The sequence below is a fragment of the Halopelagius fulvigenes genome, from assembly GCF_042662625.1.
GTDB lineage: Archaea > Halobacteriota > Halobacteria > Halobacteriales > Haloferacaceae > Halopelagius > Halopelagius fulvigenes.
On the sequence record NZ_JBHSXH010000014.1, the window covers coordinates 30,836 to 52,920 of the forward strand.

Below are 22,085 nucleotides of genomic sequence, written 5' to 3' on the forward strand. Positions count from 1 at the left end.
CAGTAACGGTTGGGAAGAACCCGACCCAGACGGCACTCCAAGAGGTGAACGTATGACCGTTCTCAACTTCACCGACTTCGATGACGTCCGGGAGTTCATCAACGCACTGCCAGCCGACGAACAGGACTTAACGACGGAAATCGTCGCACCGCGTGTCGGTTGCACCGTACAGACCGTGAATCGCCATCTGAAGAAAATAGTCGACGCCGAGGCGAGGCCACAAGTTGAGCTCCCAATCTGGTTGTTAGAGGTCTACCAATTGATATCTCGCCATTTTATCGTTCGACGGATTCTGGATGAGGATATCCCGCAGTACTCGCTCTCCCTAAGAATAGAATAACAGCGAGGACGTATGAGGCGACTGAAAACCACAAATTCAGTAATAAATACTAACCCCATGGCACCCCCCTCCGACGAAGCGGACGTCAACGCCGGCAAGCGATTAGGACTCCAATACGGTGAGCACGGACAATGTACAGCCACAGCGCGATCAACCGGCGAACGGTGTCAGCGCCCTGCGACCGGCGCACACCAGAAGTGCCGCTTCCACGGTGGAGCGTCCACCGGACCGAGCGATCCGTCGGAGTTAGAGGGTAACCAGCACGCCGCGGGAAACTCCGGTGGTGGTGCACCCCCGATGAATACAAACGCCAAGAAGTCGGGTGCGTGGTCGGATTGGGAAAAGGTCTACGAGCGTGTTGACGACGACGACCGTGAGTATATCCACTGGATTGCTGACGACGCGGTCGAGACGGCCCGGGAGTATGCTCCCGATGTCGAGAAAGATCGTCGCGAGCGTCTCGCCCGAGAATACGCCACGCTATACATCCTATGGCGCCGAGCCACTGTCGACACGTTCGAGCGGGGGATGGGACTTGTCGAGACGTACGACCTCCCCGACGGTGGGACGGTGACGGCGCCGAAGGCAAACCCAACGCTTCGACGTGGCCTCGACATTAGTGGCCGCCAGCGCACCATCGCCAAGGAACTCCGTTTGTTCCCCGGGTTCCGGGACTCCGACTAACCCCGAATGGCCACATCTGTGTTCACTCTCCCGTCAAGTCGATCCAGGTCAAGCTCCTTCAGAATGCTTGGCGACGCGCTCACGAACCACACCTCCTAGATCCCCTACTAGAGCTACTACACACTCGTACGTTAGACCGTGTACGACCGGTATGGGGCGGTGGTCGGGATCCTCTGTCGTATGACCGGTTTCGTGATTAACTCGACGATTTGGCGTTGGGTGGTTTCGCCTACAAAGAGACGAAGACCCCTAATGCCGAGTGTAACCCGTCACGCCACATCGTCACGGTCGTGTTCTCGAAAGGGAGGGTGTTAGGTAGCTTCGTCGGCGACAGCGGGAATGAACCAGTCGAAATAGAACTCGGTGACCAACTGATGGTGCTCTCGGATGACCTCGACAATGTCGATCTTCTCGGGGTTGTGCCTTGCAGCGTCGATCGAGTCTAGGTAGTCGGTCTTCCTACCATCCGATTTCAAATAGTCTCGGAACGGCTTACGGTCGATGAGGAACGAGTGGTAGATATCGTACTCGTCGTCAACCCGCGTCATCTCCTCCCAGCCCGTTAGGCTGAGGAACACCCGGTTCGGGGACTTGTGAGTCATATACGCGCGTAGGCGGCGAATCATCTCGTCTCTTCTCGGGATCTTTCGCTCGTAGAGTTCCGAGTAGTATCGTTCCTTGAATTCGTCGTCGAACTGTTCCCTGACATTGTTCGCGCAATCGTATAGTGAGTACGCTGTCGCGTAGTAATTATGGATAATTCTGGTCGCTTCGTACAGGAATATCGTCTTGTTCGCGTCAAGCGGTACGTCCTGTTCCATGTATGGCGTGGAGAGGTCAACGCTGTATTCGTCGCCGAAGCCGCTGAATTTGTCCAGGGGGTCTTCGATCTCGTCTATTTTTCGCGACCACTCATCCACCTTCAATTCAAGGAGTTCCTTCTGCCTCTCGAGCATGAAGTGGGCGAACCATACCGACCGTATGTTGTCCTGCACGTCCTCGTTGAGCGCGTCCCAGTCCTCTGCTGATGGCATGTTACCACATCACGCCCCTGGGACTTAACGCTATTTTTTGGAGTAGCTCATTAGCGCACCTCACTGGTACTAACGTACCCGTGGATTTCGTACGCTAAGTGGGTTCCCTGCACCCCTTATTCCGGGGCATAGAACCCAGAAGGGACCGTCATCTGTTTACCTCACTTGTCCCTATTCGAGGAAAGCCAAGTGGTTTTCGACACAAAACCGCACGACTGCGAGGAGGTCGCCGAGGGCGAGGTGAGTGTTTCGCCGGCGAGTTCGACCGTCGAGGAGGACGACGGCACGTGGTTCGCCTACGGCCGGGCTCAGCGGGGCTGGTCCGCGACCTACATGTTCGTGGGCGAACTGCGGCGGCTCCATGTCTCCGACGATACCGAGGTGCTGTTGGACGGCGAGCCGTACGAACTGTAGTCCGACGCATCCGCTATTTTTCACGGTTTGTCAGCCTGCCGTGAGAGATATCTACTCGGGAGGGGGGTTTCGGCAGGGGCGGGTTCACTGGAAACGGTGGTCTGTGCGGGAGAAAGTGTCAAATTGCGGTGTGTGGAGACGCAACGGCTTTAGCCCACCCCTCCAGTGCAATTGTCATGGACGAACGAAACGAATATTGGACGACTGAGTCGGTCTACGTCCTCATCGGAGGTGGTTCATAGATGTCGGACGCTCACGACGACGATGGCGATGACGACGAGAGTCCCTTCGGACTCTTCGGCCTTTCTGACACGTTCAAACACATCCAGAAGACGTTCGAACCCGTCAGGAGAGTCGCGGCTGACGCTAGGGAGACGTCCCGTCCGGTTCGAGAACAGGCGAACAACCAGTGGGAGACGTTCAGAGCCGCGGAGGGGTCACTCGAAAATGTCGCTGCTGCCAACGAAACGGTCATCAACGCGACTGCCTCAGCCCCCAATGCGATGCCCGACCTCGAATCGCTGTTCGCGTCTGCGCAGAAGCTCGACTCAGTGACAGCGGCGCAGGTCGACGGCCTCGCCAACACGATCGGGCAGGCCGAGACGCCGACTCGCGGTGTGTCGAGGAGGCGGCGACGGACGACGACAGCAGCATCGGAGGCGACTCCAGTGTTTGGCCTGCGAGAGTACCTGCGGCTGTTTGGATCACTGATCCGATCGGTCATCAACACAATCACAACCAAGAGACAGCGAGAATTGGCTACGAAAGCAGCTATTGGAATAGTGGCTGTCCTCATCATCGCATTTCCTCGGCTATCGCAGATCCCCCTCGCGCCGGTCAGGGCTAAGAACGCCGTGTCAACGGTCAATGAGTGGTTCCCGGGAGACACGGACTAAGACTGCTCGCTAACGCCCAGCTTCGGCTTCTATCTCACCCATCGCCTTCCAACTCCGCCATCTGTTCGTCGAAGTCTGGAAGTGAGGTTTCGTCGTCGAGTGTGAACTCTTCAACGTCTCTGCCGGTCAACGCAGCCAGCACCTCTGGCGTCGTCTGCTCGCCGTCGCGCCTCGGTTCGATCCCTACCAATTCGAGACGGAAGTCGTCGACGTGGATGTCTGCCTCGAACGAACCTCCTTCGCAGAGAACGACGCGGTCGACGCACTCGTCTCCGACATACACCTCGAAGTAGGCGAGGTTCTCTGTCATCTTTCTCCCCCACTTGGGCTTTTAACACTAAGAACAAGTGGAATTGATACATGGCAGTAATCTCACCTACTCTTAGCTTCTGCTCGTTTGAGGATTTGTTTCACTTCCCTGTAATTTTGGAAGTTTTGTGTAGGATGCTCTTTCTCCGCTGATTTAAACGCCCCCGAATATGTTCCAGTACCCCTCTTAGCTCTAGCTGGGAATCTCACGCTCTTTTGCTGGTCTACTAATTCTACCTCTACATCTTCTCCGGGAGATATCTCCACCGAGTCCTCATTTATATACGATCCGTCAATTATTACCTTAGGTGGCTGTTTTACCTCTACACACCTTATAATTCCCGCGACGAGGACGTGAACGCTGTGTTCGTCAGGCCGAATTCTCACGCTGAGTCCGTCAGTCGCTATATCAACCTCTACCCCCGGTTGTCTTGCCATAGCATACCGGATGAAATGATAACACATTTAGTTTCGGCTTGTTGATCTTCCTGTAGGTTTTCTATCCTCTATTCCGCGTGAACAAAGTAGATGTCTGACGTATCTATATGAACGGGTGGAACGCAAAGAACGGATAGAACGGCATGACCGTAAAGATAGGAATCACGAATCAGAAGGGCGGCGTCGCCAAGACGACCAACACCATCAATATCGCCGGGGCGCTCGCCGACCGCGGTCTCAACGTCCTCGCCGTCGACGCTGACCCACAAGGCTACCTCACTCACCGACTCGGCTTCGAGGATGCCTACCTCGCTGAAGAGGACTCGTTCTACGAGGCGTTCAAGGACCCATCGAGCTACGATGTCCACGACCTCGTCGTCCAACACGCCGAGTTCGACCTACTTCCGAGCAACATCGATATGTTCCACCTCGAGCAGGACCTCATCGCCGCGGGGATGAAGCCCCGTCTCCGCTTACAGATGCTTTTCGAAGACGTCGACGAGTGGGACGCCATCATCATCGACGCCCCGCCGTCACTCGGGCCGATCAACGATAACGTCGTCCTCGCGACCGGGCAGCTCCTCGTCCCTGTTGAGGCGGACGCATCGTCGCAACTCGCCGTGAACCACCTGCTCCGTCAGTTGGACACGCTCGAGGACAACTACGGAACTCGTATCGACATCCTCGGACTCATCGTCTCGAACGTCGACTACCCGCTCGATAATGAGCAACGCGACGCTATCGAGTGGTTCGAGAGTCGCTTCGGTGAGCACATCCCCGTCCACGTTGTCCGCCGGCGTGTTGCCATCAAGCGCGCCGTCGACGCTGGTCAGTCATTGTTCGGCGAGGGCGTTGACGAGTGCGACATGCGCGACGTCTACGCCACTATCGCTGCGGAGGTCGCCGATGCCTGACGATATCGACGAACGTCTCTCCCGGCGCTTCGGCGGCGAGAAGAAGGATAAGAATGACACTCGAGCAAAGAACGAGAAGAACGACTGGAACGATAGTAGCGAAGAGAACGAGATGAAGGCAGACCCCACAACGGCGAGTGAAGAGAGTACACAGGGGGACACGAACGACAAGAACGGCACTCGTTCAAAGAACGGGTGGAACGTGACGAACGTTAAGAAGGAGTGGACACCCCGGAGTATCTACCTCCCGGACACTATCGAGGAGGATCTCGGCCGGACGTTCAAGCGCCTCGATCTCGATCTTGACATGGCCGGTATCGACCGGGAGTTTCGGAAGACACGACACTTCTATCCGCTGCTCGTCGCGCTCGGGATGCAACGTATGGAGGAGATGGAACCGGAGGAACTCATGGAGTTCCTAGAAGAGTTAGAACGCAAAGAACGAGAGGAATAGCAGCAAAACCCCTGGCAGTTGTGTAAGGGTCTCGGAAGAGGAAGCGGCCCACCCTCGTACTTAACCAACAGCCGAGTCCACTGACCACCGTCTGTTGGTTAAGACTGCAGCTAATTGACGATTTGCCGCTTTATGCTTTCTCTGTACATAACACCGTGGTTGAGCGAGTCACATGACCCACCTACGCCTTGTATTCAGCACGGCTCCTGAGACCTATCAATGAGTGAGGGTTTCAACAGAGTCACCTATACCCTCGGCAGGTGTGATTAACCATATGACACTTCATACGCCGCTTGCCGATCTTCCGTCAAGTGCCCGTTCGAAGATTGGGGCCCCCTCACCGACAGCGAGACAACCATCGCGGTCATGAAGCGGAACGAAACGCCGCTTTTCCAACAGACTGAACCATGGATGATACTGACCGAGATCCGTCTCCTCTGGTATAACCGCTTCCTGGGAATGGAACGAACATCAGAAATCCGCCTTGGTAGCGTGACTACAGTCGAATATCAGATTGACTTCTTCGACCGCGGTCGACTCATCCTCACCGGCCCGGGCATCGCCAGAAAAGAGTGGATCGGAAAACAGCGACGGTGATGAGTTCGTGCGGCTACTTCGAGAGTAGATTCCCGACCGCGTGCCGCCGCAGTGACCCCGAAAAGTGACTATGCAGATGCGCCAGAAACACATCCATCCTCGGAGGGCGGGGGACTGAAACGAGAAGTTGATATTTCTCCTTCCTCTTCCTCGTCCTCGAATGCTGTAACAGACTCACAATAACGACAGAGCTACTTCATTCGCACGAATTTCGACGTATTCGAACTTCAAACATCCATCTCGCCGGGAGACTACTCCTCTGCCGTTTCTTGGAGATGTTTTTCCCAGTTCTTCAACGCAGGTTCCGGGCCCGGGATCTCGGCTTCGAATGTACCACTGACATCATACGATCCTTTCTCGTCCTGTACAGTGAGGCTGCATTCGATGACTGCTAAGTCGTGTTCAATCAGCGGTTCAATATCAGTCTCTGTTTCCAGGTCCAAACGCCTCCTGGACCGCTTCGTACGTGCAGGTTCAATCTCCTTTCCTACAAGGGACTCGTGGGAACGGGGAGTGTTGAGATAGATGGGGCCGGAGTCGCCTACCTCCCCATTCTTCTTGAGTCCTGTAAGGCGGTAGTCCTCAGAACTGACGTACGCCCCCTTTTCTCCTGAGTTGACCAGTCTAAGAGCCATGTTCCCGGTCCATCGTGCATTTTCATCGATAGACCCACTCCCTGCTTTGAAACTGACTTCCGAGTCCTTCTCAAGTGAGAGTGTTACATCGGACCGAGTCGGCTTATAGTGGCTCAAATAGAGATTCCACAAGCTCGACACGAGAACAGCGGTTGTGATTAAGACGCCAACTACGCTGACGATGAGCGTGGATTCAGAAACCGACGGAAGAAGGGACTGAAGGTCCAACACGGATTCGTCTGAGTGTCTTCAGTACACCCAATAAACGCTGTCATTCACTCGCATATGCGCCTCAGAACTCAGGTTCTGGAGGCGGACTAAGCGTAATTTGAGCGCGTGCAAACACAGAACCGTGGGACAGAGGCGTCGTGTTCTCGGTAAGAATCCTCGGGTGAAGTGAATTGTAACACGCTGTTACAACCCAGTGAGCCGGGTGAAACGCCTGCATTTCCACGAGAGGACAGCTTCTCGCTTTTGACCTACGCTCTTGGATGCTGTAACAGACTTACAACAACGGCAGAGGCGCCTTAGACGTTCGAATATTAGCGGTCCCGCGGAAAAGAAGCGGAAAACGAAGCGGACCTTACGGTAGTCGACCGACACTAACTACCTACACTCACCCTGAGGAGGGGGTGAACGTGTAGGCGACGTGGAGTGTTACACCACGCCGAGGGCGTTTTCGCCCCCAGTACGTCCGCGTGCTGTTGTAATCCTGTTACAGCCTGGTCGTGTTAGGCACCTCCCGAGTTGTTCTCACGGTAGAGGTCATGGGCACGGTCCTGGAGTGCCGTCGGAAGGTCGTCGTACCGAAGCTTGAGTTTCTTCGCCTTTCCCGTGTTCCGCTCACCGCCACTCTTCATGCGGACGAAGTCCTTCTCCTCGACGAGTTCTCGAGCGATGGTGTAGCCGTACTCCCGTGAAATGTCGATGTGGTTCGCGTCAGCCACCTCGTGAACATCTCCGTACGCGAGACCAGCGACAGCCGGCGCGTTCTTTTTCCGACTGGAGACTACACCAGGTGCGTCTCGGCCATTGTGGGGACGCTCTGGCCCGACAGTGACGCCGATGATTGGCGGGAGACGCTTCGGAAGTGGGTTCGGTCGGAGCGCGCCGAACAAAGGGCGCGAAAGCAAGCGGCCGAGAAGCGCCAAGAGACGGCCCGCGCGAAACTGGCCGAATACGAGGACTCCGACGCGGAGTATGCCGATTACGACACAGTGACGGCGGCCGTTGAAGCCCTCGACGTCCGCGACGTGGCGGCGCACTATGCCGCCGAATGGGATACGGACCCTGGGCGCGACCCGCCGCGCTTCGCCGCGAGTTGGCACAAGAGTCATAACACGGGAACGTCCTGTTTCGCGGACTCTGAGAAGTTCGTGGACCTCAAGGAGGGCGATTCCGGGGGTGGGGCGGTGAAACTGGCCGCGCGGGCGACGGGGATAATCTCACACTGTAGTCAATCCGTGACCGGCGAGGACTTTCGCCGGGCCGTGGCCGCCCTTCCGTCGGCCGGGTTCGACGTGCCGCTTCTAGAGCGGAAGGGAAAACCGACGCTTGAAGAGGCCGGATTTGGTGGGGAACCACAGACCGCGGAAGAGGCGGCGCGCAAGTTCCTTGCTATGCAGGAACTTAACGGAGAATAGCCGTGTCTGCCCCTCTCCCTCCCATTACGAGACACCCCATGGAGGAAATTCTCCATCTGATAAACAATCAACCCCATGGCGCTGGTTGTAGCCCGGCCGATGCCCTCCTCGAAAACAACCTCATGGGAGGGGGTATTCCGACGGACGCCCCATTACGAAACCAAACCCCATGGGAGCGGCGCGCCCGCCCGGTGGCTACCCCGTTCACACAAACAATCAATTCCATGAACGTCGGGGTACCCCGGGCCGATGACCCCACTGGCGAGGCCTTAGTTTCTGCCTCTCTCCGACACCCGATGGCCGATGAACAGCCTTCCGACCGCCCGATTTGCCGACTCTACTCTCAGACACATGGCCGATTCCTCTCCTATCGCAGAAGCCCCCGACTCTCAGAACCGCACGTATCTCGACTTTGACCCTGACGACGCCTATGAGTTAGTCACCGACCTCGCGGCAACCCAACTCTGCCCGTGGTGTTTTCACGAACTCCGACGGGAGTTTCCCGACGGGTACGCCGACGCCCCTGGCGCGGCCCGCGACTATGCCCCGGAGACGACGGTCGACGGCCGCCGGAAGCCCGGGGGCGAACAACTCCACTGCCCGGAGTGTGGTATCCTCCCGAGTGACGGCGTCCCGGCCGGGGAGTCCCGAACCAAGAAACAACTGCACGAATGCTTTGACGCCCTCGCGGCCGTCCTCACGAAGCGGCACGACGCCGACCTCGCCACCGACGTCGGTTACTGACGAACGGTTGCAAAGTAGAATGTATGGTCTTATCAAAATCTGGACGAGTGTCACCCAACTGGTCACACAACTTTATCCGCCGTTTGCCCTTAGAATATCAGAATGGTGCGATACCTTGTGACGTATATCCTCAGCGTAGTGCTACACCACATTTCTTGATTGGGATCCACTCGCCGTCTCTTCAGACTGCAAGTTTAAATTCGTCATTACCACAAGAACACATCCCCTTAGTCCCGATCGGACGGTACTCCCCGTTCTTCTGTTCTTGGGCTGGATAGATGCTCTTACAGTCGGTGCATTTTGCAAATACCTCTGGCTCACCCCCTGTTTCTGGATGTTTCTTTGTCATAATGGCTAAGTCTGGGAACTCTTCAATCTATGCCACCCATATCATCACAGCAGACAAAAGGCTTCTCCAGGAGTTTCTGACACTCATCGACAGCAAAACGCCGTCGAGACCGTCCTCTCCTGCATAAATCGGAGGACCGGGGACGAAGAAGAAATACGAAATCGATTGATAGAGGGTTAGTCTTCGAGAAAGGAAAACTCCGTCCCCCCGCATTTCGGGCACGCATCTCCCCCTATTGGTTTCGGACCTAACGAACAGAACGCTAGAAGCGTGCAACCGCATGACTCACATCGGACGTGGGTTGTCACACGCCAGACACTGATTCCACTTGGATAGGCATTTTTGCTAAGTATCAAGGTGAGAGGTATACGTTCTTTCGAGGAAGTAGACCACGTCCCGTTCCCGATTCGGTATATCAGAAAACCGAAGAGGAGACTGAGGCCCTCAGCGGCGTTCCCTTGAGGGTCAGCGTCGACAGGCAAGGTGTCATGGCACAGGCGTTGAGCGCACCGGTGACGTTAATGGCGATAAGAGCCTTCCCGACGCCGCCTTTCGTATTTCCGACGGTGAGCCAACGGGCCTGTTCTCCCTGTTATGCCAGTGGTGCCATAGTCGCCTATGGTCGCGTAGGTGACAAACTTAGAAGACGACGTCACGGACACACTGATTCCGACTACTACTGCCACAAAGATGGCGAACACCCCGAAGATGGGAGGACGCCCTCGTCGCCGTCCGCCGCTGCACCACCGACGACTGACCGACCCCGGGGGTTCGCGGCAGTAGAGCCCCCTCTGTTGAGGTGTCACCCTCTTCCTTACATAATCAGCCACTAACCTTTCCAATTAACCCGTCTTAACCCTTATATGGCCTCATCTACGCAAATTATCGAGAATATAATCTCTGAAATAAATACACCATCACGTGATCTTCCGCCTCTCTACGAAACAATTGACCCTGAAATACTCGCGGAGTTCGTTAACTCGGTGGAGGATGAAACCACTACTATCATGTTTTGCTACTGCGGGCACAAAGTAACTGTCCGAGGGGATGGGGAGGTAATGGTCACGCAGAGGATTCCTTCTCAACTGAAGAATTAGTTTCGTCATTCCTATTCTTCTCGCTGGCCGTAGTGCATTGGCCCGAGTGCCTGCCGCGCGGCGTGTCGAAGGGCGCGTTCACCGTCGGACGTCTGAGCACCCGGAGGCGGCACCCTCGGTGCAGGTAATATCCCCGCGACGACGGGCAACCTCCCTGGCGCGTCCTCGTCGAGTACGGGGAGTTCGCCGGCGTCGTCGAGCGGCGGGCAGACGATTCAGAAGTACGAGGACAACCGGTCGGTAGAGGTGACGGTTGAAGGCAACGGCGACGAACAGTGCATCCGCGACGCCGTCAAGCGCGCACTCGAAGAGGAGCGCCGGCAGAGTCGCCGCCGCACCTCACCGATGAACTGATTCTACTCGACAGTCCGTGGGGTGGAACAAGCGTCAGCCGGCGTAGTCGTCGAGATTCTCGACGGTGACCTCTTCGACCGTCTCGCGGACGTAGGCGAGGACATCGTGTTTCACGCGGCTCATTTCATCTAACTCATCGGCCGACGCCACCGCCGCGGCGGTCCAATTGGGCTGGCACGTACAGACGAGTCCAATGCCACTCTCGGCGTCGACGAGGCGGTAGGTAAGCGGCCTGACGTCCGTCTCGTCGTAAATCAGCCAGTAGTAAATGACCGCGCGGCGAATTTGGTCGTCGCGGTCTCTGCCGTCGGTATGCGTGTGGGAGGTTACAACCAATTCACCGTCGTCGGTGAGCGTGACGTCCTGAACGGGGACGCCGTCGTCAGCGAGAAAATTTTGATACGTCGAAGCGACCGACATACTACTCATACATACCGCTGTTCAAAGAGCCTTTTCTCGGACCTAGAGACATGTACGCCGCCGTTTCGGGGAAACAGTAGTTGGGGAACCCGGCTTCTTTATCCGAGGTTAAACAGAACCCCAAATAGATTAATATATCAAGTGAAGCATGTGAACTAAACAAGCTCTATTCACTAGCCAACCCCAGAATCCAAACAGCCCCATAGCCATTCTGATCATGAACGGTTTACCAGCTCTCTGCGCGGCTTTATCCGTCGGGGACGGCCTCTATCCACGGAGTCAGATAGCGTACCTGATCAGTGAGCGCGACCACGTTCTCGTCTCGGTCGTACTCAAGAACTCCTCCAGATAACCAGACCACACTAATCGACTCGACTAGAGACTGTCTTCCGACAGCGGGCAGCTCATAAGAATTTCTTGACCACGTGTTCGTTCGCTGTGGTCTGCTTCCACCCTTCTCGTGAGAACTCGAGGTGCTTGATGGCGTTACGAGCTGCGTAGCGAAGGAATTCGCTTCGGGAATTGAACCCTTGTTCTTCCCACGTTGCGTCGATGCCCTCGGTCGACGGACGCGAACGAACTGTTTGCGCAAAAATATCCAATTCACTATCTCTGTATCCGTCCTACGAGGCCACGGACAGTTCGAAGCCGAATGCGCTCTTGGATCCATTTGTCCGTCCTACCATTTAAATACGTATTATTTATCTCTCTTACCGATTCTCCCCTTCCTCGGGGCGACGTTCTGTGATTGGTACGTCTGTCCGCGTGGTCACGTCGGTGTAGCAGTTCTCGCTGTGACTCCCCGACGTCCATCTATACTCGATTCGATACCGGGAATCCGAGTTCTCTCGGCCTCGTCTCGGCAGCTTCGCCAAAAATAAGGTTGAATTTACTCACACAAACTACGATATACCGTGAGGTTATTTTCCAGTACTCAAATATAATAGATTGTATGAAAACTCCGTAATCTCTCACCGCCCATTACAGATCTAGTACTGTAACTCAATGCTTATCCCATGTATACTAACCATTTCGTCTAGCGTTCAGATATAGTGGACACCGAATTGGGGGCAGGAACACGTTCGATGGTTCCGTTCGAGGAATGCTCGGATGGACACTCCTCTTCCCAGGTAGTCTGCCCTCTTAGTCGAACTTGAGTTCGGCTCAGGTCTGGCCCGCCGGGTTTAGCATCTCTTCTACCAAGAAAACGGTCTACAGGAACGCTATGAGGTGTTTCGGAGAGCCTTCCGAATCTTGTTCGCCGAGCTGATGATGAGGCCGGGAATGTCCTGCTGAAAGCGTTTTCCGGACATACTCTCGGGCGGACTGAGCACGTATATTGCTCCGAACGTCAGCCCCTCGGGGTCGGTGATTCCGGCGGCGAGACCGCGCAGGTCAGTCCGCCACTCTTCGCGGTCGGACGTTAGTCTGCGTGTCTGTGCCGTCTCAAGTTCTTTTCGGAGGTGCGGCAGATCAGTAATCGTATGTTCGGTGAACGGTTCGACATCCTGCGCGTCAAGTACCGACTCCAGTTCGTCGTCCGGGAGGTTCGCCAGCATAGCTTTCCCGGGCGCAGTACAGTGGAGAGGAACGGTCTCTCCCTCCGCGACCGGCGGCGTCTCCACCTTCTGACCGGTTGACTCGTAGAGACAGATTCCCGCGTCGCGTTCGATCACCGTCAGACCGGCCGCGAGACCGGACGTCTGCGCTAACCGGTCTACCTCCCGTCGGCCGACTCGGTAGAGGGGAAACCCGGAGCGAACGGACGAGCCGATCTCGAAGAAGCGGAGACTGGGTCGGTACTTGCGGTGCTCTTTGACTACGAAGCCAAGATGTCTGAGCGTCTCCAGATGGTTGTGGACCGAACTCTTCGAGAGTTCGACTTCGTTCTCGACGGTGGTGAGGTTCGCTTCGCCCAGTTCCACGAGCGCATCTAACACTTGCGCGCTCGTCGTCGTCGCCTTGACGGGCGGGTCGCCGTTCTCTCTCATGTGTCAACGGATACAGCAACGGCACATATAATTGTTCACTATTTCCGAACAGCGCGCCCGAATTTCGATTCACTATTTCCGGATAGTCCGGCGGGGGAGCGCTACCACTCGGCGATGCTCCCGTCGTCGTGATACCACACCGGGCTCTGCCAATCAACTCGCGACTTCGATTGTTCGCGGACGAGTTTCTCGTCGATTTCGACGCCGAGGCCCGGGGCGTCGGGCGCGGAGACGTACCCCTCCTCGAATCCGAACACGCTCGGGTCCTCGAGGTAGTTCAACAGGTCGTTCTCAGCCGTCTGGTGAATCTCCAGATTCTGCGCTTGGACGATTGCATTCGGCAGCGTCGTGTCCAACTGGACGCACGACGCGAACGATATCGGTCCGAGGGGACAGTGAAGCGAGACGAGGACGTCCTCCGACTCCGCGGCCGTCGCTATCTTCCTGACTTCGGAGATGCCGCCCGCGTGGGAGGGCGACGGTTGAAGGACGTCGACAGCACCCGAACCGAGCGTCTGCTTGAAATCCCATCGCGAGTAAAGCCGTTCCCCGGTCGCGAGCGGCACCTTGGTGTGCGACTCGATGCGCGGAAGCGTGCCCGCGTGTTCGGGAAGCACGGGCTCCTCGTAGAACATCGGGTCATACTGGTCGAGTTCCGCGGCGATCCACTTCGCCATCCCACTGGTGACTCGTCCGCGGAGGTCCACCGCGACGTCCACGTCGTCGCCCACTTCGTCTCGGACGGCTTCGAGCCGGTCGCGGACGTGTTCCACCGCCGCCGGCGTGTCGATTCGCTTGAGCTGCGAGACGACCGAGATCTTCAGCGCCCGATAGCCGTTCTCCACCTCCTCCACCGCGGCCCGAGCGACCGCGTCCGGCGTGTCGCCGCCTACCCACTGATAGACGCGGATTCTGTCTCGCGCCCGCCCGCCCAGTAAGTCGTACACCGGTGCGCCGTAGTGCTTGCCCTTGATGTCCCAGAGCGCTTGGTCGATTCCGCCGAGAGCACTCATGAGGATCGGTCCACCGCGGAAGTGCCGCCCGCGGTACAGCGCCTGCCAGTGACGCTCAATTTCGAGTGGGTCCTTCCCGAGGAGATAGTTGTCGATCATCTCTTCGACCGCCGCCTTCGTCGTCTTCGCGTGCCCCTCGACGATCGGCTCCCCCCAACCGCAGACGCCCGCGTCCGTCTCGAGCTTCAGAAAGACCCATCGGGGCGGAACCTCGAACAGTTCATAACCCGTGATTTCCATGTCCGGGACGACGCAGGGGACCATAAAGTAGCTTGTGCGACCCTCGAATGCGATAGGCGCGTCGCCCGACCCGCCACCGAAACGACGCACCGCGGCGCGCGAGTCGCACCACCCATAGAGTTAACACCTCCTGTCGAAATAACACGACCATGACGGTGAACGAACCCAGACGAGTAGTCAGCGAACTCGGCAAACGGATGTTGTCCGACGGTCTCACCAAGGGGACCGGGGGTAACATCAGCGTCAGGACGGACGACGGGAACGTCGCCATCAGCCCGTCAGGGATGCCCTACGATGAGATAGAGCCTGAAGACGTCCCCGTCCTCGACATCCACGGCGAACAAGTCGAAGGCGACCGGAAACCGTCGAGCGAGTACCGAATGCACACGGACGTCCTCCGTGAACGTGACGACGTGGGCGCAGTCGTCCACAACCACTCCCCGTACGCCAGCACCTTCGCGAGCATCGACGAACCGGTCGGCCCCTCGCACTACCTCATCGCGTTCGTCGGCGACCAGATCCCCGTCGCATCCTACGAGACGTACGGAACGGCCGAACTCGCGGAGGTGGCGCTCGAGACGTTGGGTGACGAGTACAACGCGTGTTTGCTCAAGAACCACGGCGTGCTGGCGACCGGCGCGACGGCGGAGGATGCGTACGAAGTGGCGCTGATGGTCGAGTACTGCGCGCGCATCCACTACCAAGCGCTCAGCGTCGGCGAACCGTCGCTGCTCCCCGACGAGGAGATCGGCACCTTGGTGGAGAAGTTCGCCGACTACGGGCAGGCGAACTCCGACGATGGCGGAAGCGAACCGTCCGCCGGCGCTGACGTCCCCGACGACAGAATCGCGGAACTCGAATCGCAGCGCGCGGCAGTGAGTCGGCACGGCCGAGAGATGCTCCGTCAGGAACTGACCGAGGGGACCGGCGGAAACATCAGCGCACAGAACGGCGACCTCGTGGCTATCAGCCCGTCGGGGATACCCTACGACGAGATAGAGCCCGAAGACGTCCCGGTCGTCACGCTGGACGGCGAGCGGGTGGCGGGGAAGCGGGAGCCGTCCAGCGAGATTCATATGCACACGGGCATCCTCCGTGAACGCGACGACGTGGGCGCAGTCGTCCACAACCACTCCCCGTACGCCAGCACCTTCGCAAGCCTCGGCGAACCCGTCCCCGCCTCGCACTACCTCGTTGCGTTCGTCGGCGACCAGATCCCCGTCGCATCCTACGAGACGCACGCCACGCAGGCGCTCGCGGACTCCGCGCTGGACGCGCTGGGCGACGAGTACAACGCCTGTTTGCTCGAGAACCACGGCGTCGTCGCCGTCGGCGACACCGTCGCGGAGGCCTTCGAAGTGGCGCTGATGGTCGAGTACTGTGCGCGCATCCAGTATCAAGCGCTCAACGTCGGCGAGCCGTCGCTGCTCCCCGACGAGGAGATCGACACCCTGCTGGACCGATTCGCCGACTACGGGCAGGACCACTAAGGTGGGGTCTCGAACGCGGTCGGCGCGTGTCCGCCGGCCGCCTCGATCCAACTCTCGCTCGTGACATAGGTCGGTAGACCGCAGCGGAACCGCCGAAGCGACCGTGCCCGGCGTGAGAGGCCGTATTCCGTCGGCGCAACAATTATGGTGGCGGTAGCCGTGAGACCTCATAATCAAATGAGTCACTCAGTAGTCGTCATCGGCGGGGGAGCGACCGGCACGGGAACGGCCCGCGACCTCGCGATGCGGGGGTTCGACGTGACGCTCGTCGAGCGGGGTAACCTCACCGAGGGGACCACGGGCCGGACTCACGGACACCTCCACAGTGGCGCTCGCTACGCCGTCAGCGACCAAGAGAGCGCGATCGACTGCATGCGAGAGAACCGGATTCTCCACCGGATCGCCGGTCACTGTATCGAGGACACGGGCGGGTTGTTCGTCCAACTCGAGGGCGACTCCGACGAGTACTTCGAGGAGAAGTTAAAGGGGTGCGCCGAGTGCGACATCCCGACGGAGGTCATCTCCGGCGAGGAGGCCCGTCGCCGCGAACCCTACCTCACCGAGGAGGTGACGCGCGCGATTTGGGTCCCCGACGGCGCGGTAGACCCGTTTCGGCTCTGCGTCGCCAACGCCGCCGCCGCCGTTGACGAGGGCGCGACCGTCGAGACGCACGCGGAGGTGGTGGATATCGTAGTCGACGACGGAACCGTCACCGGCGTGAAAATCGAGCGGCAGGGACCGAACTACCTCGGCGAGGGGAACGAGGGCGACGTCGAGACCATCGACGCCGACTACGTCGTCAGCGCGACCGGCGCGTGGGCGGGGCAACTGGCCGAGATGGCCGACATCGAACTGGAGATGGCCATCTCGAAGGGAGCGATGGTCGTCACGAACGTCCGTCAACTCGATACGGTCATCAACCGCTGTCTCCCGAAGGGGGAGGGCGACACCATCATCCCGCACGAGACGACGGTTTTGCTCGGTGCGAACGACGACCCCGTGGACGACCCAGACGACTACCCCGAAGAGCAGTGGGAGGTCGACATGATGATAGACATTGCCTCCGAGATGGTCCCGGTCGTCGAGGACGCCCGCATGATCCGCGCCTACTGGGGCGTGCGACCCCTGTACGACCCCGACCCTGCATCGACGACGGACCCCGGCGACGTCACCCGGAACTACTTCGTCCTCGACCACGCCGAACGCGACGGCGTCGAGGGATTCGCCTCCGTGGTCGGCGGAAAGCTGACCACGTACAGGGAGATGGCCGAGTCGGTCACCGACCACGTCTGCGACGTCCTCGGCGTCGACGCCGACTGCCGGACGCACGAGGTACCGCTTCCGGGAAGTAGCGACCCGTCCGCCCTCGACGAACGCATGGACAAGTTCGACCTCCGGTCGCCCATCGCCCGTCGGAGTTCCCAGCGACTCGGCGACCGAGCGCCGGAGGTGCTGGACGTCGACGGGCCGAACCCGACGGTCTGCGAGTGTGAGGCGGTCACGCGCGCGGAGATATGCGACGCCATCGACCAGGTCGGCGCGGACCTCAACGGCGTGCGACTCCGGACGCGGGCCTCGATGGGGAACTGTCAAGGCGGGTTCTGCACGCACCGCATCGGGGCCGAACTGTACGGGGAATACGACGGGGAGACGGCCCGGGACGCCGTCGATGAACTGTACCAAGAGCGGTGGAAGGGACAGCGACACACGCTCTGGGGGGAACAGCTCTCGCAGGCGATGCTGAACCACATGCTCCACGCGACGACGATGAGTCGGGACGCGAACCCCGCCGTCAGCGACGACGACGTGGACTACGGGGCCTTCGATTCGGGGCCGACCGCTCGTACGACGGAGGGTACCCGTGGCGATTGAGAGCGACGTCCTCGTCGTCGGCGGGGGACTCGCCGGGATGACCAGTGCCGTCGCGGCCGCCCGAGCGGGCGCGGACGTCCGCCTCGTCTCTCACAAGAAAACCTCGCTCAGACAGGCGTCGGGACTGATCGACGCCCTCGGCTACGTCCCCGAGCGGTCGTCTCCCGCCGGGCAGTCCGAGTACATCTCCCAAGAGCGGAAGGACTTCCGCGAGGTGCGCTCGAACCGAGGCGAGTACAAGGGGCCGCTGGTCAGCCCCTACGACGAGTTCGGCGAGCTACCCGACGACCACCCCTACTCGCTCGTCGGCGAGGAAGCGCTCCGTGAGGGCCTCTCGCTGTTCGACGAGTTGCTCGGCGACGCGTACGCGGGCGGACACACCGACCAGAACGCGCTCGTCCCCACCTTCGGCGGAGCGGTGAAACCGACCGCCCGGTACCCCCGTTCGGTGGCTGCGGGCCTCGCAAGCGAGAACCGGTCGATGCTCGTGGTCGGCTTCCGGTCGTTCACCGAGTTCGACGCTCGAATGGTTGCGGACACCCTCGACGCCGCCGGCGTTCCCTTCGACGTCGCCGGGGCCGAAGTCAGATACGCGGAGACGTTTCCGGCGGACGCGAAGGTGACTCGCTTCGCGAAGGCGCTCGACCACGACGAACACATCGACGGCACGCCGGCCCGTCGGGCCCTCGCCGAAGCGGTCGAACCGCATGTCGGAGACGCGGAGCGGGTCGGCTTCCCCGCGCTTCTCGGCGACGAGAACACCCGCGAGGTCCGCGCCGAACTCGGCGACAGACTCGGGGGCGACGTGTTCGAGATTCCGATGGGACCGCCGAGCCTCCTCGGACTCCGGTTGGAGGACCGGCTGTACGCGGCGCTCGACGACGAGGGTGTCCAGTACGAGACCGGAAACCCGGTCGTCGGCTACGAGACAGCCGACGGCGCGCCGGATCGCCTCGGATCGGTTCTCGTCGACCGGAAGGGGAGGGAGGTGCCGTACGCGGCCGACACGTTCGTCCTCGCCACGGGCGGCCTCGTGGGGAAGGGACTCGGTTCCGACCGAAACGCGGTGCAGGAGCCGGTGTTCGGCTGTCACGTCCCCCAACCCGAGGACCGCTACGACTGGTTCGTAGACGACGCGTTCGGCGACCACGCGTACGCTCGGTTGGGAGTCGAACCGAGCAAGGCGATGCGACCGCTCGACGCGGGCGGCGACCCGGAGTTCGCCAACCTGTACGCCGCCGGCGCGGTGGTCGGCGGCGCGGACGTCGCGCGCGAGAAGTCCGCGAGCGGCGTCTCGCTGGCGACCGGAATCATCGCCGGCCGTGAAGCCGCGAGAACGGACCGAGAACCGACCACAGATTCGAACACGACGGAGATACGACGATGACCGACCGAACCGACGAAACGGACGACACGCACCGACCAGGCGACCAACCTGAACAGCACCGAGTGACCGACGGCGGCGTCACCGCCGCCCCCGGCCGCGAGGGCGCGATACCGGAGGAGGACACCAACGTGACGGAGGTGTTCCCGGAGGGGAACCTCGACCTGCGGGCCGGCGCGGACAACTGCTACAAGTGCACGACGTGCGACACGTCGTGTCCGGTCGCGGAGGTGGATGAAGAGTTCCCCGGACCGAAGTTCCAGGGCCCCGAGCAGTGGCGACTCAAGCGGAAAGAGGACGCCGATATCGACGGCTCCATCATGTCGTGCTCAAACTGCATGCGCTGTGACTCGGCGTGCCCGTCGGACGTTCCGCTCTCGCAGATGCACAACGAGGCGCGCGGCGAGTACGTCGACGACCAGATGGACGCGCTCTCGACGGAGTACGTCCGTAACCGCATCCTCTCGAACTACCGCACGTCCGCCGAACTCGCCTCGAAGGTACCGCAACTCGCCAACTTCGCGATGAACTTCGGGCCCGCGCGGTGGGTGATGGAGAAGGTCCTCGGCGTCACGAAAGAGCGGGAGTTCCCCGAGTTCGCCGAGCAGACGTTCCGCGAGTGGTGGCGCGAGCGCGGCGGCGCGCACGTTCAGAGCTCGGAGAAGCGAATCGCCTACTTCCACGGCTGTTACTCGAACTACAACACGCCCGAAGTCGCGAAGGCGATGGTCCGCGTCTTCGAGCACTTCGGCTACGAGATACTCGTCCCGCCGCAGAAGTGCTCCGGAACGCCGATGTTCGCCAACGGGATGCTCGACGACGCTCGGAGGGACGCGGAGACGAACGTCGAGAACCTCGCGTCGGCCATCGCCGACGGCGCGGACGTCATCGCCTCCTGTACCTCCTGTTCGCTGTCGCTCCGACAGGAGTACCCGGAACTATTCGACATCGACGGCGTCGAAGACGTCTCCGACAACACGTTCGAGGCGGTCGAGTACCTCCGCATCTACGAAGACTTGGAGGGCGAACTCGCCGACGCCGAACTCGACGGACAGTCGTTCGGGTACCACGGTCCGTGTCACGCCCGTAATCAGGGACTCCACCGGCAGGCCGTCGAACTGTTCCGTGACGTCGACGGCGTCCGCGTCGAGGACGTCGGCGACTCCTGTTCCGGCATCTCCGGCACCTACGGCTGGAAGGAGGAGAAGTACGACACCTCGATGAAGATAGGCGAGGAGATGTTCGAACACATGAAGCACGCCGAGGGGGAGGCCGGCATGACCGAGTGCCCGACGTGCGCGATGCAGATGGAACACGGCACCGGCTACGACATCTACCACCCGCTCGAGTTGCTCGAAGACGCACTCGTCGACTGACGGCACCTACCCGCGCCCGTTCGGCGAGGGAGGCACGGGATTTATGTGGATACGCGCGGTCTATGGTCGTGTATGGTTGAATCCATCCCCCTAGAGACAGCGACGCAACTCATCGAAGCGGCCGAGGAGCGAGCCGACGAGATAGACAACCCGATGGTCATCGCGGTCACCAACAGCGAGGGGAACCTCGTCGCGCAGCACCGAATGGACGGCGCGTGGTTGGCCTCGGTCAACATCTCCCGAAACAAGGCGTACACCTCCGCCGCGCTCGATATGCCGACCCACGAACTGGCCGAGGCGTCCGAACCGGGGAACTCCCTCTACGGACTCGATACGCGCGACGAGGGTCGCATGGTGGTCTTCGGCGGCGGCTATCCGCTTGAGAAGGACGGAGAAGTCGTCGGCGCCATCGGCGTCTCCGGCGGCGAGGTATCGCAGGACCGCGACGTCGCCGAAGCCGGCGTCAACGAGTGGAACGAACTCGTCGAATCCGACGCAGTCTCGGCTGACGACTGACGGTCGCGCTCTCTCGTCCGTACGGCGCGAACGACCCGCGAGTGTCCGTTCTTCTTCTTTCGGCGCTCCGGATGCGGAGTCGCCGCTCGAAGCACCCCGAGCGTCGATAGTTTTAGACCCCTCTCCCGCGTGGGTCGCGTATGGTGTCCGTCACCGTCTGGAACGAGTACGTACAGGAGCAAACGGAGGACGACGTCGCGGAAGTGTACCCCGACGGGATTCACGCCGTCCTCGCGCCGGCCCTCAGGGAACGGGGACACGACGTTCGGGTCGCGACGCTCGACGAACCGGAGCACGGACTAACGACCGACGTCCTCGACGACACGGACGTGTTGGTCTGGTGGGAGCACCGGGCGCACGAGGACGTCGAGGACGAGATCGTCGAACGCGTCTGCGAGCGCATCTACGACGGGATGGGGTTCGTTCCGCTCCACTCGTCGCACTTCTCGAAGGTGTTCAAGCGACTCATGGGCACCCCGTGTTCGCTCGCGTACCGGGAGTCCGGCGAACGCGAACGGGTGTGGACGGTGGACCCGAGCCACCCAGTCGCCGACGGCCTCGACGAGTCGTTCGTCGTCCCGGAGGCGGAGATGTACGGCGAACCGTTCGCGGTGCCGGAGCCGGACCGCCTGGTGTTCGTCTCGTGGTTCGAGGGCGGCGAGGTGTTCCGCTCGGGGTGCTGTTACCACCGCGGCAACGGGCGGATATTCTACTTCCGTCCCGGTCACGAGACGTACCCGGTGTACGAGGAGTCGGTTGTACAGGACGTCATCGACAACGCCGTCAGGTGGGCCGCCCGGGGCGGCCGCGGCGAGACGGCGACCGAGAACCGCGCCGTCGGGCCCTCCGAGTAGCTGCCCGCATCACGGGAGTCTCGAACG

The 22,085-nt window shown here is 60.0% G+C and carries 25 protein-coding genes and 1 pseudogene; 17 read left to right on the top strand and 9 right to left on the bottom strand.

The window, feature by feature from the left end:
• Positions 1–52: 52 nt before the first annotated feature.
• The 3 genes and pseudogenes from ACFQEV_RS09625 (at position 53) to ACFQEV_RS09635 (ending at position 1,024) form a co-directional block, all read left to right on the top strand.
• Positions 53–340, top strand: coding sequence for a hypothetical protein (locus ACFQEV_RS09625; RefSeq protein ID WP_379695292.1), 288 nt, complete (start codon positions 53–55; stop codon positions 338–340).
• 57 nt (positions 341–397) lie between these two features.
• A pseudogene (locus ACFQEV_RS09630) lies at positions 398–562 on the top strand (hypothetical protein); the annotation flags it as partial.
• Positions 563–637: 75 nt separating this feature from the next.
• Positions 638–1,024 (top strand): hypothetical protein, encoded by a 387-nt coding sequence (locus ACFQEV_RS09635; RefSeq protein ID WP_379695402.1) that lies wholly within the window; start codon positions 638–640, stop codon positions 1,022–1,024.
• A gap of 311 nt (positions 1,025–1,335) precedes the next feature.
• Here ACFQEV_RS09635 and ACFQEV_RS09640 read toward each other — a convergent pair whose 3' ends face one another.
• Complete coding sequence (locus ACFQEV_RS09640; protein ID WP_379695294.1) at positions 1,336–2,058, bottom strand: hypothetical protein; 723 nt, start codon at positions 2,056–2,058, stop codon at positions 1,336–1,338.
• Positions 2,059–2,247: 189 nt separating this feature from the next.
• Here ACFQEV_RS09640 and ACFQEV_RS09645 point away from each other — a divergent pair, with 189 nt between their 5' ends.
• Positions 2,248–2,472 carry a hypothetical protein gene (locus tag ACFQEV_RS09645; RefSeq protein ID WP_379695296.1) on the top strand — a complete coding sequence of 75 codons (225 nt, stop codon included), beginning with the start codon at positions 2,248–2,250 and terminating at the stop codon, positions 2,470–2,472.
• Between the two features lie 242 nt (positions 2,473–2,714).
• Positions 2,715–3,368 (top strand): hypothetical protein, encoded by a 654-nt coding sequence (locus tag ACFQEV_RS09650; RefSeq protein ID WP_379695298.1) that lies wholly within the window; start codon positions 2,715–2,717, stop codon positions 3,366–3,368.
• Between the two features lie 34 nt (positions 3,369–3,402).
• On the opposite strand, the gene ACFQEV_RS09655 is transcribed toward ACFQEV_RS09650, so the two are convergent.
• Complete coding sequence (locus tag ACFQEV_RS09655; RefSeq protein ID WP_379695300.1) at positions 3,403–3,678, bottom strand: hypothetical protein; 276 nt, start codon at positions 3,676–3,678, stop codon at positions 3,403–3,405.
• 62 nt (positions 3,679–3,740) lie between these two features.
• Positions 3,741–4,115: a hypothetical protein gene (locus tag ACFQEV_RS09660; protein ID WP_379695302.1), complete on the bottom strand. Its 375-nt coding sequence runs from the start codon at positions 4,113–4,115 to the stop codon at positions 3,741–3,743.
• Positions 4,116–4,258: 143 nt separating this feature from the next.
• On the opposite strand from ACFQEV_RS09660, the gene ACFQEV_RS09665 reads away from it, so the two are divergent.
• From ACFQEV_RS09665 to ACFQEV_RS09675, 3 genes are all read left to right on the top strand, one after another.
• Positions 4,259–5,029 carry a ParA family protein gene (locus ACFQEV_RS09665; protein ID WP_379695304.1) on the top strand — a complete coding sequence of 257 codons (771 nt, stop codon included), beginning with the start codon at positions 4,259–4,261 and terminating at the stop codon, positions 5,027–5,029.
• Positions 5,022–5,483, top strand: a complete 462-nt coding sequence (locus ACFQEV_RS09670; protein ID WP_379695306.1) for a hypothetical protein — start codon at positions 5,022–5,024, stop codon at positions 5,481–5,483. Before ACFQEV_RS09665 ends, ACFQEV_RS09670 begins: the two co-directional genes overlap by 8 nt.
• Before the next feature lie 366 nt (positions 5,484–5,849).
• Positions 5,850–6,080, top strand: coding sequence for a hypothetical protein (locus ACFQEV_RS09675; RefSeq protein ID WP_379695308.1), 231 nt, complete (start codon positions 5,850–5,852; stop codon positions 6,078–6,080).
• 251 nt (positions 6,081–6,331) lie between these two features.
• Here ACFQEV_RS09675 and ACFQEV_RS09680 read toward each other — a convergent pair whose 3' ends face one another.
• Both ACFQEV_RS09680 and ACFQEV_RS09685 read right to left on the bottom strand, forming a co-directional pair.
• On the bottom strand, positions 6,332–6,946 hold the full coding sequence (locus tag ACFQEV_RS09680) for a hypothetical protein (protein ID WP_379695310.1): 615 nt from the start codon (positions 6,944–6,946) through the stop codon (positions 6,332–6,334).
• A 500-nt stretch (positions 6,947–7,446) separates the two neighbouring features.
• Complete coding sequence (locus ACFQEV_RS09685) at positions 7,447–7,662, bottom strand: hypothetical protein (RefSeq protein ID WP_379695312.1); 216 nt, start codon at positions 7,660–7,662, stop codon at positions 7,447–7,449.
• Between ACFQEV_RS09685 and ACFQEV_RS09690 the strand changes: the two genes are divergently transcribed.
• The 3 genes from ACFQEV_RS09690 (at position 7,645) to ACFQEV_RS09700 (ending at position 10,548) form a co-directional block, all read left to right on the top strand.
• Entirely contained in the window at positions 7,645–8,358 is a 714-nt protein-coding gene (locus ACFQEV_RS09690; protein WP_379695314.1) for a hypothetical protein, read from the top strand. The two genes, ACFQEV_RS09685 and ACFQEV_RS09690, sit on opposite strands and share 18 nt — an antisense overlap.
• 303 nt (positions 8,359–8,661) lie before the next feature.
• Positions 8,662–9,102 (top strand): hypothetical protein, encoded by a 441-nt coding sequence (locus tag ACFQEV_RS09695; RefSeq protein ID WP_379695316.1) that lies wholly within the window; start codon positions 8,662–8,664, stop codon positions 9,100–9,102.
• Positions 9,103–10,314: 1,212 nt separating this feature from the next.
• Positions 10,315–10,548 carry a HalOD1 output domain-containing protein gene (locus tag ACFQEV_RS09700; RefSeq protein ID WP_379695318.1) on the top strand — a complete coding sequence of 78 codons (234 nt, stop codon included), beginning with the start codon at positions 10,315–10,317 and terminating at the stop codon, positions 10,546–10,548.
• Positions 10,549–10,935: 387 nt separating this feature from the next.
• Here the strand turns inward: ACFQEV_RS09700 and ACFQEV_RS09705 are convergent, their stop codons facing one another.
• The 4 genes from ACFQEV_RS09705 to dgoD form a co-directional block, all read right to left on the bottom strand.
• Positions 10,936–11,322, bottom strand: a complete 387-nt coding sequence (locus ACFQEV_RS09705) for a hypothetical protein (RefSeq protein WP_379695320.1) — start codon at positions 11,320–11,322, stop codon at positions 10,936–10,938.
• 404 nt (positions 11,323–11,726) lie between these two features.
• Entirely contained in the window at positions 11,727–11,918 is a 192-nt protein-coding gene (locus ACFQEV_RS09710) for a ribbon-helix-helix domain-containing protein (protein WP_379695398.1), read from the bottom strand.
• A 627-nt stretch (positions 11,919–12,545) separates the two neighbouring features.
• On the bottom strand, positions 12,546–13,313 hold the full coding sequence (locus tag ACFQEV_RS09715) for an IclR family transcriptional regulator (protein ID WP_379695322.1): 768 nt from the start codon (positions 13,311–13,313) through the stop codon (positions 12,546–12,548).
• A gap of 101 nt (positions 13,314–13,414) precedes the next feature.
• On the bottom strand, positions 13,415–14,566 hold the full coding sequence (gene dgoD / locus ACFQEV_RS09720) for a galactonate dehydratase (protein WP_379695324.1): 1,152 nt from the start codon (positions 14,564–14,566) through the stop codon (positions 13,415–13,417).
• A 149-nt stretch (positions 14,567–14,715) separates the two neighbouring features.
• Between dgoD and ACFQEV_RS09725 the strand changes: the two genes are divergently transcribed.
• From ACFQEV_RS09725 to ACFQEV_RS09750, 6 genes are all read left to right on the top strand, one after another.
• Positions 14,716–16,056 (top strand): class II aldolase/adducin family protein, encoded by a 1,341-nt coding sequence (locus tag ACFQEV_RS09725; RefSeq protein WP_379695326.1) that lies wholly within the window; start codon positions 14,716–14,718, stop codon positions 16,054–16,056.
• A 177-nt stretch (positions 16,057–16,233) separates the two neighbouring features.
• Complete coding sequence (gene glpA, locus ACFQEV_RS09730; RefSeq protein WP_379695328.1) at positions 16,234–17,928, top strand: anaerobic glycerol-3-phosphate dehydrogenase subunit GlpA; 1,695 nt, start codon at positions 16,234–16,236, stop codon at positions 17,926–17,928.
• Entirely contained in the window at positions 17,918–19,315 is a 1,398-nt protein-coding gene (glpB, locus tag ACFQEV_RS09735) for a glycerol-3-phosphate dehydrogenase subunit GlpB (protein WP_379695330.1), read from the top strand. The genes glpA and glpB overlap by 11 nt, the downstream gene beginning before the upstream one ends.
• Positions 19,312–20,688, top strand: a complete 1,377-nt coding sequence (locus ACFQEV_RS09740) for an anaerobic glycerol-3-phosphate dehydrogenase subunit C (RefSeq protein WP_379695332.1) — start codon at positions 19,312–19,314, stop codon at positions 20,686–20,688. The genes glpB and ACFQEV_RS09740 overlap by 4 nt, the downstream gene beginning before the upstream one ends.
• Positions 20,689–20,760: 72 nt before the next feature.
• Positions 20,761–21,204 (top strand): GlcG/HbpS family heme-binding protein, encoded by a 444-nt coding sequence (locus tag ACFQEV_RS09745; protein ID WP_379695333.1) that lies wholly within the window; start codon positions 20,761–20,763, stop codon positions 21,202–21,204.
• A 140-nt stretch (positions 21,205–21,344) separates the two neighbouring features.
• A complete protein-coding gene (locus ACFQEV_RS09750; protein ID WP_379695335.1) occupies positions 21,345–22,058 on the top strand; it encodes a ThuA domain-containing protein in 714 nt (237 codons plus the stop codon).
• Positions 22,059–22,085 lie beyond the last annotated feature (27 nt).